The 15,002-nt window shown below is 39.4% G+C and carries 9 protein-coding genes; 5 read left to right on the top strand and 4 right to left on the bottom strand.

Features of this window, described 5'->3' with window-relative positions:
* Positions 1-28 precede the first annotated feature (28 nt).
* Both PSF86_RS13765 and PSF86_RS13760 read right to left on the bottom strand, forming a co-directional pair.
* Positions 29-757 carry a LytR/AlgR family response regulator transcription factor gene (locus PSF86_RS13765; RefSeq protein ID WP_277900671.1) on the bottom strand — a complete coding sequence of 243 codons (729 nt, stop codon included), beginning with the start codon at positions 755-757 and terminating at the stop codon, positions 29-31.
* Positions 754-1,560, bottom strand: a complete 807-nt coding sequence (locus PSF86_RS13760) for a sensor histidine kinase (RefSeq protein WP_277900670.1) — start codon at positions 1,558-1,560, stop codon at positions 754-756. Before PSF86_RS13760 ends, PSF86_RS13765 begins: the two co-directional genes overlap by 4 nt.
* 462 nt (positions 1,561-2,022) lie before the next feature.
* On the opposite strand from PSF86_RS13760, the gene PSF86_RS13755 reads away from it, so the two are divergent.
* From PSF86_RS13755 to PSF86_RS13735, 5 genes are all read left to right on the top strand, one after another.
* Positions 2,023-5,106, top strand: coding sequence for a SusC/RagA family TonB-linked outer membrane protein (locus PSF86_RS13755; RefSeq protein ID WP_277900669.1), 3,084 nt, complete (start codon positions 2,023-2,025; stop codon positions 5,104-5,106).
* Positions 5,107-5,118: 12 nt separating this feature from the next.
* Positions 5,119-6,717, top strand: coding sequence for a RagB/SusD family nutrient uptake outer membrane protein (locus PSF86_RS13750; protein ID WP_277900668.1), 1,599 nt, complete (start codon positions 5,119-5,121; stop codon positions 6,715-6,717).
* Between the two features lie 99 nt (positions 6,718-6,816).
* The gene (nagB, locus tag PSF86_RS13745) at positions 6,817-8,733 is read left to right on the top strand and encodes a glucosamine-6-phosphate deaminase (protein WP_277900667.1); all 1,917 of its coding nucleotides are present in this window, start codon (positions 6,817-6,819) and stop codon (positions 8,731-8,733) included.
* A 211-nt stretch (positions 8,734-8,944) separates the two neighbouring features.
* Positions 8,945-9,811: a BadF/BadG/BcrA/BcrD ATPase family protein gene (locus PSF86_RS13740; RefSeq protein WP_277900666.1), complete on the top strand. Its 867-nt coding sequence runs from the start codon at positions 8,945-8,947 to the stop codon at positions 9,809-9,811.
* Between the two features lie 4 nt (positions 9,812-9,815).
* A complete protein-coding gene (locus PSF86_RS13735; RefSeq protein WP_277900665.1) occupies positions 9,816-12,116 on the top strand; it encodes a family 20 glycosylhydrolase in 2,301 nt (766 codons plus the stop codon).
* 331 nt (positions 12,117-12,447) lie between these two features.
* Here the strand turns inward: PSF86_RS13735 and PSF86_RS13730 are convergent, their stop codons facing one another.
* Complete coding sequence (locus PSF86_RS13730) at positions 12,448-13,239, bottom strand: hypothetical protein (protein ID WP_277900664.1); 792 nt, start codon at positions 13,237-13,239, stop codon at positions 12,448-12,450.
* 26 nt (positions 13,240-13,265) lie between these two features.
* A complete protein-coding gene (locus PSF86_RS13725) occupies positions 13,266-14,984 on the bottom strand; it encodes a RagB/SusD family nutrient uptake outer membrane protein (protein WP_277900663.1) in 1,719 nt (572 codons plus the stop codon).
* Positions 14,985-15,002 lie beyond the last annotated feature (18 nt).

Here is a 15,002-nt window from a genome sequence, read left to right as displayed (position 1 = left end):
GTGACTTAGTTAATATTAATTTATTTGATTATTCGCTCAAGAAATTCCCTTTATTTTTCAAAATGCGCTCTTTGGCATATTTGGCATAATTTCTACCTATCGGGATTTTTTTATTTTCAATCTCTATCAAATTTCCTTCAATAGATTTTACTTTGTCTATGGCGATGGTGTATGATTTATGTACCCTTATAAAATTTTCTGAAGGCAATTCTTCGCTAATGCTCGATAAGGATTTATGAGATATATAAGTTCCTTCCCTACTGTGGAGCTTTATGTAGTCTTTTAAACTTTCAATATATAAAATATCGTGTAAAAATATTTTAATAAGCTTTTTATCTACTTTTAAAAATACGTGCGGATCTTGGTCAAAATCTACTGTTTGCTTAATTCCGTTTAAGACCATCAATCTTGCGGTAAGCTTGTTCATGGACTTTAAAAAGCGGTTAAAAGGAATCGGTTTTACCAGATAATCCAAAACTTCCAGTTCATAGCTTTCAATGGCATATTCCCTATAAGCAGTGGTAACTATAACCAAGGGATGTTCTTTTAAGTTCCTTAAAAACTCCAATCCGTTCATTTTTGGCATGTTAATATCCAGAAAAATCACATCTATTTCTTGATTTTCCAATACCTGTAGTGCATTTATCGGGTTGTTAAAAGCGCCAACTATCTCCATGTTTTTAAATTCCTCGATGTACGATTTAATAACATCGACTGCTAAAGGTTCATCGTCTATTATTAGGCACTTTATATTCATTGAATGGGGATTTTTAGTATAACTACAAACATATCATTATTTATATCAGTCATCAAGTCAAATTTATCTTTATATAAAATTTCAAGCCTTCTTCGCATATTTTTAAGTCCAATACCTCCCTTCTTCTTTATCTTGTCCGGATGGATGTCGAAATTATTTACGGTTTTAAAAATAAGTTGTCCGCCTTTTTTTTCAAATGAAATGGAAAGCTTCAGTTTTTTATCGTTCTGGACACCGTGCTTAAAAGAATTTTCTATAAAAGGAAGAAACAACAAAGGGGGAATAATAATGCCATCTATATCTCCACTTATTTTAATTTCAGATTCAATATTATATTCATATCGTAATTTTTCCAGTGCAATATAATTGTCTATATAATTTATTTCTTCTATTAAAGGAAGCCGTTTTTTACTGGCGTCATAGATTACATAATGCATAATATCGGACAGGCGCAGGACAACATCCGGGGCCTGGGCCGACTTTTTCAAGGTCAGTGCATATAGATTGTTAAGCGTATTGAAAAAGAAATGCGGTTGCATTTGTGCCTTTAAATATTTTAGTTCGGTTTTGTACTGCAATTCCCTTAACTGTCGGTTTTGGTTATGCTCGTTTATGTAATCTACCGTAAATTTTATGGCAGCGGTAATTCCTATTACATAAAATTCCCCAAGACTTACCGCTACAATATGGTTAAACCCAAAAGCTTCCTGCGTTCCTTGGGCTTCCGGCCAAATATCTTTGGTAACCAACCAATAATTAAGAGCCGTCCTGGTAACATAATGAATCCCTAAAAGTGCAAGCAAACAAATAATATACAGTGCATATTTCTTTTTAAAAATGAGTTTCGGTATTAAATAATAAATGTTAAAGTACACTATTATTATATGCAATGGAAATTCCACCAGATTGGATGAAAACGAATATGAATAATCATTAAAATAACTTCCCCACCTTACAAAGTTTATAAGAAAATATATCGCCCAAAAGTACAAATGGTACTTCAACTCTATCGTTTTCGTTGCTGCAGAATCACTTGCGTTCATGTTAAATAAAATTCACCATTTTAGTCATTTTGCTTAAAAATCCGTGAAAAAATATGACTATTTGCATGAATAACCAAAAGATTTTTAAAAATGATGAAGTTAAAAAAACCGTTATCCAAAAATTGATGTTGTTTGTTGGAAGAATGATGCTGTTGGTATAAAAAGATTTTTGGACTACAGCTATTGAAGTAATTTTTAACCATTAATTAACAAATTGATAATATGAAACAAAAAAATTTACTTTTCATTCTCTTATCACTCATATCTATATATGGTGTATTTGGGCAAGAAGTTCAAATTACCGGAGTGGTAACGAGTAGTTTCGACGATGTCCCGTTACCGGGAGTAAACATTACCATCGTCGGGACTTCTGTAGGAACGCAAACCGATTTTGATGGAAATTACACCATCGATGCCAATCCCGGAGATGTAATCCGGTTTTCTTATATTGGCATGAAACCCACTGAGGTTACCGTTGGCTCACAGACCAACATTAATGTAACCCTAGAAGAAGACAGCCAACAATTAGATGCTGTTATCGTTACCGCATTGGGTATCGAAAAAGAAGAAAAAGCACTTACTTATGCAGCGCAAGAAGTTGGGGGCGACGAGCTAACAAGGGTTAAACAAACCAACCCCATAAACAGCTTATCGGGAAAATCTGCCGGGCTTACCATTACAAGGAGTTCTTCTGGTGCCGGTGGAGCCGCAAAGGTTGTATTAAGGGGTAACTCTTCTACCACCAACAACGACCCTCTGTATGTTATAGATGGGGTGCCAATGCTCAACAACGGTAACGGTTCTAACGGGGCCGAGCCCGGCACCGATGTTTTTGGTGGCCAAACAGGAAACAGGGATGGTGGCGACATTATGTCTATGATCAACCCCGACGATATTGAAAGCATGACCGTACTAAAAGGTGCTTCTGCATCGGCTCTTTACGGTAGCCAAGGGGCAAATGGTGTTATTTTAATCACTACCAAAAAAGGTAAAGATGGTGCATTGTCCGTAAACTTTAATACAAGCTTTACGGTAGACAATGTTATGTCGCTGCCAAAACTGCAAGACGAATACCAATCGAACTCGGTAGGACAGCCCATTGCAGAAAATGGTTTTGTAACCGACCCCAAATCGTGGGGTGCAAAAGCCGATGGTCTTGACAACGATGCCAAAGATTTCTTTCAAACTGGTTACACATCAATCAACTCACTTTCTTTAACTGCCGGAAACCAAAAAGCACAAACATATTTCTCGTATGCAAATACCAGCGCCGAAGGTGTAATCCCGGGAAATAAGCTTTTAAGAAATAACTTGACACTTAGGGAAACCGCTAAGTTTTTAGATGAAAAAATAGACGTTTCGGCAAGCATCAACCTTTCCGACCAGAGAATATGGAACCGCCCGACGAACGGACTGTACTCTAACCCGCTTACGGGTGTTTATTTGCATCCCGTTGGCATCAGCAGGGAAACTTATAAAAATAAGTATGAGTATTTTGATGCCGAAACAAATATGATGGATCAGTATGCAACTTCTTTTGATGAAAACATACAACAAAACCCATATTGGCTAATTAATAGAAACCCAACAAAAGATATCGCACAACGCGTGCTTGCCAACGTATCGGTGAAATATCAAATTACAGATGATTTTTCGTTACAATCCAGAGGAAGTTTAGACAAATCTTTCTTCACTTTTGACAAGAGGATGTATGCCGGGACAGACCCGAACGTAACAGGTACGAATGGGCGTTATATTTACGAAAAAACAGAAAATACACAACATTACATAGACCTCATTGCTAATTATTCAAAAGATCTTAGTGAAGATTTTTCAGTTTCGGCATTGGTAGGTACCAGTTTGACTAAATACAAAATCGGAGATCAATTGTATATCGATTCTGGCAGGGACGGAACTGCGTTAAACTATCCAAACATTTTCAACATTGCAAACATCACCACAACCAATAATATGCGTCAATCCGTTGGAAACAGGGACGTACAATCGGTTTTTGGTTCAGCAAATTTCGACTTTAAAGGGATGCTTTATTTAGACGTAACCGGGAGAACCGACTGGTCGTCAACATTGGTAAATACCGATAGTTATTCATTTTTCTATCCATCTGTAGGTTTAACTGGGGTTCTATCAGAAATGTTTACCATGCCCGAAGCCATTTCATTTGCAAAAATAAGGGGGTCTTATGCCGAAGTTGGTAAAGACATTCCTGTATATGCAACAGTACCAATTAATCAAATAAACGATGCCAATAAATATGTTGGGGTTCCGGTATTTGCTCCTATTGAAGGAGAAACATTAAAACCGGAAAGACAAAAATCTTTTGAAATTGGTACCGAATGGCGCTTTTTTCAAAATCGTCTAGGCTTTGATTTTACCTACTACAATACCAAAACAACCGACCAGATTTTTTACATTCAGGCACTTCCCAATCCCGAGGGATATTCACAGAATATTGTAAATGCAGGTGAAATTTCCAATACAGGGGTTGAAATTGTACTAAACGGAAAACCCTTTTATAACGACAAGTTCAAGTGGAATACTGCTTTTAACTTCGCAAAAAACGATAACAAAGTAGTCTCTGTTCACCCGGCACTTCAAAATAATGAAGCCATCATAACAGCACATGGTGTAAATGGTTACGAATATTCATTAGTGGAAGGAGAAGATTTTGGTAGTATCAAGGCAAGATCTTTAATAAGAGACGGGAATGGCACCCCAATGGTAAACTCTTCCGGAACTTTAATGGCTACCGATTTTGAAACCGTAGCACATGCCCAACCAGATTTTACCCTGGGATGGAACAACTCGTTTGATATCGGGAATTTTACGTTGAGCTTTTTAATAGACGGGAAATTTGGCGGTGATGTATTGAGTGTTACAGAGGCTATAAACGATTATTACGGGGTATCCAAAGCTACTGCCGACGTTAGAAACACCAATGGAGGCATGATTGATGTTGTGGACGAAAGTGGAAATCCGTCGCAGATTTCTGCCCAGGAATATTATACCGCTGTTGGCGGTAGGGCCGGTATGCTTGGCGAATATGTATACGATGCCACAAATGTTAGCTTACGGGAGTTTTCAATTGGGTATAGGCTCAATATGAAAGACAGCTTTGTACAGAGAATTAATTTCTCCTTAATTGCGAACAATTTATTTTTCTTTTATAAAGATGCGCCGTTCGACCCAAATATTACAGCTAGTACCGGTTTAGGACTTCAAGGTGTAGATATTTATAACCAACCTTCTACAAGAAGTATCGGGTTAAACATTAACGTAAATTTCTAAGAACAAGAAAATATGAAAAAACTAATAACATATACACTCGCTTCAGTTCTCGCCATTAGCTTGGTAAACTGTACCGAGGATTTTGATGACATCAATACCGATCCTTACGGGATTTCAGATGAAAGTCTAAAACAACAATTCAATAATATCGGGGCCAAGTTCCCACCCATGTTTGCCAACGTTATCCGTATAGAACCTGCATGGAACTATCAATTGCAACATAACTTAAACGCAGACCTTTTTTCGGGCTACATGACCTCGCCAACCCCTTTTTCGGGTAACATTAACAACCAGACCTATAGTTTGGTAAGTGGCTGGAACCAGACTATCTGGACCGATGCCTACGATGCTAACGAAGGTAATGGTATAATGCCATATGCAAGGGGCGTGCATGAACAGGTACAAACGGTTGACAATGAAAATGCCATTATGTTTACCTATTTGTCGGATATTATAAAAGTAATGGGAATGCACCGTATTTCTGATGTCTTTGGACCTATACGCTATACAAAGTTCAACGATTATGAAACTACAGGACAATACGATTCGCAAGAAGAAGCATATCATGCATTTTTTACAGACTTGGGCACTGCCATTGATGAATTAAAAAAGTTTGAAGGAATAGATGCTTTTAAAAATTTTGATGCATCAATGTTCAAGGGAGATGTCACTATGTGGCGGGCCTTTGCCAATTCTTTGCGCTTGCGCTTGGCCATTAGGGTCTCTAACGTAGATCCGGCTTTGGCCAAAACCGAAGGAGAAAAATCGCTTGCCAGTGATGCCGGACTTCTATTGGAAGACAATATGGAAATAGATATGGGTGGCTTTGTACATCCTCTTTACACCATTAGCGATAGCTGGGGAGATATCCGTATGTCTGCCGAAATGGAATCTGTTTTAAAAGGCTTTAATGACGGAAGACTGGAAACATATTTCATGCCAGCTTTGGGAAATGGTGTAGAAGGCGAATACAAAGGTATAAGGATGGGAGTTGCCATTGAAGCTAAATCAGAATATGGCGATCATTCAAAATTAGGTGAATATTTAAAAGATTTAACTTATAAAGACTGGATGACCTCTGCCGAAGTTTATTTCCTAAAAGCGGAAGCCGCACTTAGGGGATGGGCTGGCGCCGGTGATGCCCAGACCAATTACGAGAACGGTATCAAGGCCTCTTTTGCCCAACATGGTGTTGGCGGTGCAGATGATTATATAGCAGACAACACAAGCACCCCGGCCGATTATGTAGACGCCATAAACCCAGCTAATGATTATGCGTATCCCTCGGATGTAAAAATAGCATACAATGCTGCTGGGACCAAAGAAGAACAATTAGAGCAGATCATCACCCAAAAATGGATTGCCATGTTCCCTGATGGTCAAGAGGCTTGGAGCGAATACAGACGTACCGGATACCCCAAAGTCTTTCCTGTTGTAATAAATAACAGCGGAGGAGAGATCGATACCGATATCCAAATAAGAAGGATCAACTTTGTAGATTCAGAAAAAAACACCAACGGTGCAAATGTAGAAGCCGCCACTTCCCTATTGAAAGGGCCAGACAATGGTGGAACGCGTTTATGGTGGGACACGGGATCGAATACTTTTTAGCCAACTAAAGCCAATGATTTAAAATTGCAGACAGGCTCGTTACGAGCCTGTCTTTTAAAAAAAAGAACGAGAAAAAGAATATAAAAAGGCTATTTAAAAATGATACAAGAAATTAAGTACAAACAGGTAGGTAAATTTGAAGACACCAAATTTGAAAAAATTCATAATGAAATCTTTAACGATTCTAATTATGCTTCTGTTTTGGTGGCCCATGAAATTGCCGAACTTATCAAACAAAGGCAACAGGAAGGTAGGCCTTGTGTTCTCGGACTTGCAACAGGATCGTCCCCAATTAAAGTTTACGAAGAACTTGTAAATCTTCATAAAAAAGGCGAACTCAGTTTTTACAATGTAATTACCTTCAATTTGGATGAATACTATCCAATGGAACCCGAAAACCGCCAGAGTTATTACTATTTCATGCACCAACATTTGTTTGACCATGTAGATATCAACCCAGAAAATGTTAACATTCCTTCCGGGGAAGTCCCTCAAGAAGAGCTAGATCAATATTGTATTGATTACGATTTAAAAATAAAACAATTGGGCGGACTCGATTTTCAATTGCTGGGAATTGGAAGAACGGGACATATTGGTTTTAACGAACCCGGTTCGCATAAAAATTCGGGAACCCGGATTATTACCCTGGACCATGTTACCCGCCGTGATGCAGCATCCGATTTTAACGGAATAGAATACGTGCCCAAAAAGGCAATTACCATGGGGGTAAGCACCATCATGAAAGCAAAACGGATTATCATGCTGGCATGGGGGCACAAAAAAGCCTCTATTGTAAAAGAAACTATTGAAGGGCAAATTACCTCCAATATCCCCGCTACTTTTCTCCAAAATCATGACAATACCACCATGATTATGGATAACGAAGCAGCTTCAGAACTTACGCGTATTAAAACACCATGGATTGTTAGCCAATGTATCTGGACAGACGATTTAAAAGTGCGCGCTGTTACCTGGTTAAGCGAAGAATTGCAAAAACCCATTCTCAAGCTTACCGATAAAGATTATAATGAACACGGCATGGCAGGATTACTAACTATTGAAGGCTCAGCTTACAATCTTAACATTAAAATCTTTAACAAGGTACAGCACACCATAACCGGTTGGCCGGGCGGTAAACCCAATGCCGACGATAAAAACAGACCAGAACGCGCCAATCCGGCAAAGAAAAGGGTTATTATTTTTAGCCCGCATCCAGATGACGATGTTATTTCCATGGGAGGTACTTTTTCACGATTAATCGAACAGGGGCACGAAGTACACGTAGCATATCAAACCTCTGGCAATATTGCCGTTACCGATGAAGAAGCGCTTAAGTTTGCCGAAGTGGCCCAATTACTGGACAATGATAAAAAGGAGACCAATTTTAGTAAAATCATAGCTTTTCTTCAAAATAAAACAACGGCTTATGGAGACAGCATTGAAACCAGGAAGATTAAAGGCTTAATCCGAAGGATGGAATCGTATGGCGCAACAAGATATCTGGGGCTCAACGATGCTAAAGTTCACTTTCTCGACCTTCCTTTTTATGAAACTGGCGAAGTAAAGAAAAATCCGGTTGGGGAAAATGATATTCAAATTATATCAGATTTAATTACAAGCATTCAACCCCACCAAATATATGCCGCAGGAGATCTGGCAGACCCGCACGGAACGCACAAGCTGTGCCTTGATGCCATTTTTGAAACCATAGAACGCATAAAAGGGCAAAAATTCATGGAAGATTGCTGGGTTTGGCTATATCGCGGTGCATGGCACGAATGGGACATAGCCGACATAGAAATGGCCGTTCCTTTAAGCCCCGACGAGATGAACAAAAAAATAAATGCCATTCTTTTCCACCAATCGCAAAAAGACAGGGTGATGTTTCAAGGAGAAGACGCCCGCGAATTTTGGGTAAGGGCACAAGAAAGAAACAGAAATACAGCTTTACTGTACGATAACCTTGGCTTGGCAGAATACGAAGCCATTGAGGCATTTAAAAGATATCATTTTTAAGTTTTAAGTTAGTAGTTAGCAAATTTTATTTGCGTTAGTTTCTCAAAACAGCCTTTCTTTAAAGAGAGGCTGTTTTAAACTACCATGTAAATATTTGGCAACGCCAAACCATGAAAATTGTTAAAGGTAAAAACAACTTGTATTCAAGTTAAATTTAGTACCTTATCTGTTTAAAATGATGTCTAAACTAAAAATAAATAAATAACCAACAATGATTTTAATTGCCGATAGTGGATCTACCAAATGCGACTGGATCCTCGCCGATATAAATGGAGAACAGCTATTATCTTCCCAGACAGAAGGAATCAACCCCATGGCTTTGTCCGACAAGGCCATAACTTCTATTATCCGAAACAATAAAGACCTTCAACCTTACAAAACCTTGGTTACCCAAATACATTTTTACGGGGCCGGTTGCGGTACAAGAAGCGCCGATAAAAAAATGAAGCTCATCCTCGAAGAAATATTCGAAAACAATGTCCATATTGGCATCAAGGAAGATGTTGTGGCGGCCATTCACGCAACAACTACTAAGCCCGGCGTAATTTGCATTTTGGGAACAGGCTCTAATTGTTGCTATTTTGACGGGACCAACATTATCCAGAAAATCCCTTCACTGGGTTACGTTCTTTCGGATGAAGGCAGCGGTAATTACATAGGCAAAGCACTCCTTCGGGCACATTACCATCATAAAATGCCAGCAAACATCAAAGCAGCTTTTGAAGACGACCATGATACCGATATGAACCAAATGTTCCAACACCTTTATCACAATCAAAATCCAAATAAATATTTAGCTTCCTTTGCGCGCTTTGCTTTTCAGCACCGTAATGATCCATTTATTGAAAACATTCTCCATAAAACCATTGCATCTTTTATAGAAACCTATTTAACACATTACCATAACGAGTTACAACGGCACCCTATTCATTTTGTTGGCTCCATTGCTTATTATTCGCAGGACATTCTAACCAAACAACTTAAAGAAAAAGGGTACCGGGCAAGTACTTTTGTGAGAAAGCCAATCGACAATCTCATAAAATACATTGCCGGACAAAAAATACATACCAAAAATTAAATCTATGAAGTTACATTCCCTTTTATTGCTCCTCATCGTCTGTATGAGCTGTAATAATCCTGAAAAAAACACTTTGGAAAACACACATGCATTTGTAACTCCAAAGCCACAGGAACTAACTGTACAAAACGGTAGTTTTACCATCGATAACAATACCGCTATTGTATATACCGATGATGAAACCAAACGTATTGCTAATTTTTTTGCTGATAAAATCAAGGCCTATACCGGCATAAAGCCCAAAACAAGTAACAAAACGGTCAAAAAAAACACCATTGTGCTAAAACCCAGCACTACTTTTGAAAATGATGAAGCCTACACCTTAAACATTTCCAATAACCAGATACTTATGGAGGGAAGCCACCGCGGACTTTTCTACGCCATGGAATCTTTGCTTCAGCTTATTCCCGTTGCCCCAAAAACGGCATCCAATAATATCACTGCCGTAACAATTCCTGCACTTTCCATTAAAGACAAGCCCGCTTTTTCATGGCGCGGCATTCATTTGGATGTTTCCAGGCATTTTTTCACTGTTGAGGAAATTAAAAAACAACTGGACGTTCTCTCCCTTTTCAAAATAAATAAGTTTCATTGGCACTTAACAGACGACCAAGGTTGGCGGGTAGAAATTAAAAAATATCCAAAACTTGTAGTCAATGGTATTAAGGACAACCCAGAACGAAAAGGCGAAGAGTATTATACCCAAGAAGATATCAAAGAAGTGGTGGCTTATGCAAAAGAACGTTACATAGATGTTGTTCCCGAGATAGAAACCCCCGGCCATGCCGTGGCCGCGCTTGCAGCCTATCCCGAATATGCTTGTAACGATACTTGGACCTACCAACCAAGAGAATTATGGGGAATAGATTACAATATATTTTGTGCCGGAAAAGAAAGCGTATTTACCTTCCTTGAAGACGTGTTTGAAGAATTGGTTCCCTTATTTCCATATAAATATTACCATGTTGGCGGAGACGAAGTACCTAAAAAACGTTGGGAAAAATGCCCTCTTTGCCAAAAACGCATAAAAGATGAAGGCTTGGCCAACGAAGAAGAGCTGCAAAGCTATTTTATAGCACGTGTAGAACAGATTTTAAAGAAGCACGACAAAGAAATGATAGGATGGGACGAAATTCTGGAAGGCGGTATTACCCCCACTACCAATATTATGTCATGGCAAGGCGAAGAAGGTGGTATTAAAGCGGCTAATGCCGGTCACGATGTAATTATGTCGCCTACCAGCCATGCATACCTTAATTTTCATCAAGGCGATTACCGCGTCGAGCCAATGGCGCACGGCGGCTATATCCCTTTGGAAAAAATTTATAATTACGATCCCGTTCCCGAAGCCATAAATGAAGACAAAAGGCACCACATTCTCGGGATGCAGGGAAACCACTGGACAGAATACGCCTATGAAGGCAAGGACATAGAATATTATGCCTATCCACGCATTATTGCCCTTGCCGAACTTACATGGACAGGAAAAGAAAAGAAAGATTATACGGATTTCCTTACACGGCTTGACGAACTGTACCCGGTTTTGGACCATTATAACATAAATTACCATATACCGTTGCCGGAAGGGCCCACCGCAAACGGAATTGTATTTACCGATAGCGTTACATTAGCCTTCCATACCACACATCCGGTAAAAATGGTGTATACTATAGATGGAACATCCCCTACCGCACAAAGCCCTGCTTATAAAAAGCCGATTACCTTTACGGAAAACACCGAAATTAATATTGCAACAGTGCTTCCAACGGGAAAAATAAGCACCGTTAGGACCTTGCACGTTAAAAAAGGTAATTTAAAAAATGCCATTGCTGAAAAAGAGCTCGCCCCCGGATTAACAATGACGACACTAAAAGGACATTTTACCGATGCCAGTGCCATAAAAGGAACTTTTAGCAACCCAACCACAATTAAGCATATAAAAGATGCCAATGTAACCTACGATTGGGGGAAAGAAATAGACACAACCAAGTTTAGGGCCGTTTCCATAAAAGGCTATGTGGATATCCCCGAAGATGGTGTCTATTATTTTGCGAGCAAGCAAGAAAAAGTGAAGATTGCCGACTCTCTCATTATCGATCCCGAATATACCCTAAAAAGATTTCCTTTGGAAGGTACCATTGCCCTTAAAAAAGGCCTCCACCCCATTGAAATTTTATACTTGAACAATGTTATTAAGGGATGGGCTTCCGATTGGAACGAAGTAGAGGTAAAATACCGTAAAGCCAATGAAATCGAATATAAAACTATTGATAGTACCATGATATACCATATGCCTATTAAATAACCACATACATAATAACTTTCATTGTACCGCCACAATGTTGTTTGGTTCAGCCTGCCTTTCGGTAGGCTGATTTTTTTTGGCTTCCCACGCATATTCTTCCCTTCCCCATACATTTTTTTAGGTTTCCCATCCATATTTTTGGCGTCCCACGCACATTTTTCCCTTCCCCATGCACTTTTTTAGGTTTCCCATCTATATTTTTGGCATTCCACGCACATTTCTTCCTTCCTCATGTGTATTTTTTTATAAAAAAAGGCTGAACTCTAAGCTTTCGCTTAAAATTCAGCCTCAAACTAATTAAAACTAACTGATTGGTTTTTACTTTGCTGCTCTATTCGGGTTTAAATACCCAAGTCCAACCAGTTCCACCTGCATTGTTAGATAAATACAATATCAATTCGTCTTCTGTTAAAGAAATAATGGTATACAATCCTTCCGGATTTCCTTGTTCTGCTCCAAGAATGTTTTGCCCGTTTACCTGTAATGTTTGATTGGCAACATCCAACACAAAGCTTCCTTCTTGCGGTGTTGCACCTGGCTTAGAATAGTAGGTATAGTTTGCAGCACCATCCAAGTCGAAATGCATCTTCCCTGCGGCATCTACCGGCGGACAACAATCTCCTGCTGCATTCCACCATGCTGTTTCCCATTGCGAAGGATCATCTGGTGGTGACATATACCACCATTTACCGCCATCTGCTGCAGGACCTCCGGCAAAAACCCATGTTTTTCCTTCTGAAGTTTCTTCGCTCACCAAGTCGTACCAATCCTGATCTAAAGGATGATCCAATTCATCAATTTGTACATCTATGGTTTTAGAGAAAAACTCGCCTCCCAAGGTTCCCGTATAAGTAAAGGTGGATGTTCCCGGGATAGGATATACAAACTCTACTTTATCGGTTAAAGCTTTTCCCAAATTATAATCCCAATAGCCTGTTATACCCGGGGTTTCCATACTTAACTCTACTAAGTTCCCTCCTTCTGTAGCTTGTGTGGCAACCAGTTTTACCCCGTCAATATCCGTAGTGTTTTCCAACACTTCCCTGTCGTCTATAGGTTGGCATGCCGAAAACAATAACAGCAAAGTACTCCCGCATAGACCTATTATTTTATTTATTTTCATGTCTTAAATTTTATCAGTTAAAATAATTACCAACCCGGGTTTTGTTCGTAAACTCCGTTTGAAAGTCTTACTTCCGATTCAGGAATCGGAACCAACCCCTTTGTTTCGGGTCTGTATTGTACACTGTATGTAGCATCTACACCAGAATTTCTAACATTGATTTGAGCTCCAAAAGCATCATCTACATCTCCCCAGCGTACCAAATCGAACCAACGTAAGCCTTCAAAAGCAAATTCGTGTAAGCGTTCCTCTTTTAAGGCATCTAAAGAATACCCTACAGATGTTAACCCTGCCCTGCCCCTAACGGCATTTATACCATCGGCTGTTTCAGAAATTTCAGAATGCATTAACAATACATCGGCAAAACGCAGGTATACATAATCTTGAGCTGCCCATAATTGCATTGGGTCTCCATTATTCATATCGTATAAAAAATAGAACATTCCTTTAACTCCATCTTCTCCTTCAGGATCAGGATCTTGATGTTGAATGGTGGTATACTTTTTATTTACCAATCCGGTTTCATGATCGCCTTTATCTGCCTGCCAACCACCAGTACCCTGATCGGCATCGCCCAATTGAAGAATAGATCCTTCTTTTCTTGGATCGGCATCGTCCCATTGGTTCCAGAGCGTAGGATTTACAGGTCCCCAGCCCCATCCTTGTCCGAATGGCACCATAGAGTTATCGCGAATACCAAAGAAAAGCGGATATCTGTTGTTGTATTGTTGCCCCCAATCCCAGTTGGTGGTAGAATACCGTTGTACAAACATAAACTCTTCGTTACCAGTTCCAAAAGTTGGGCTTAACCCATCTTGACCAGCCCATGCCAAGCCTTCGGTATCTGCCCAAGGAAGAACCACGTCTCCAGCACTTGTATTTACATAAGAATATGGCCATAAGTTTCTAAAATCGTCTACTAAGCCATAGCCACTATTATTGATACAATCATCTAAATATGCGATTACTTGCGATTTTGAAACCGAGCCGCCTTCCGGCAAAGGTAAATCGCTTGCCGCCTGCCCTTCAATATTGGTCATATACCCTGTATAATACAAGTAAGCCCTTGCCATATAAGCTTCTGCCACCCATTTATCGGCATGTCCATATCGAGCTGTTGGCGTTGATGTAAATGGTGTGGAAGGGAATAAATCTATTGCCATTTTAAAATCGGCGGTAATTTGCGCATAAGTATCTGTATATGATGATCTTGGCACATCTCTTGGGGCATTGATACTAAGAATTAAAGGTACCCCTCCAAAAAACTTAGCCGCTCTAAAGTAAAAAAAGCCTCTCATAAAATGAGCTTCTGCCAAGGTTTGGTTTTTATATTCGGTAGCTTCGGCCTCGGTATTGAAATAGGATGAGAAATCGGCATCAGGAACTGTTTCAATAATGGTATTACATCTATTTACGCCATAATAAGTTTGTACCCATAAATCTTTATAGGTATCTTCTTCGGGATCTTGAAAGCTGTCTACATTTTTGGCCGATCGGTCGTCGGGACCTCCACCGCCAAACATCATATCGGAGAGTAGATTTGCAGCTATTGCCTCATCGCTATGTGGCCCTGCCGTATATAAGGCATTGTACACACCTCCCATAGCTTCTTCTATATCTTGCGGACGACTATAATAATTATCAAAATTTTTATGATAGAGGTCTTCTGTATCTGTAATATCTTGACTACAACCCACTAATAGTGTTATTGTAGCAACAGATATACTATATATTATTTTTTTCATTGTCTTTTTATTTTATGA

Origin of the sequence: Galbibacter pacificus (assembly GCF_029603165.1) — a bacterium.
Lineage (GTDB): Bacteria > Bacteroidota > Bacteroidia > Flavobacteriales > Flavobacteriaceae > Galbibacter > Galbibacter pacificus.
Note: the sequence above shows the minus strand (reverse complement) of the source record. Positions and strands in the feature narration are given on the sequence as shown.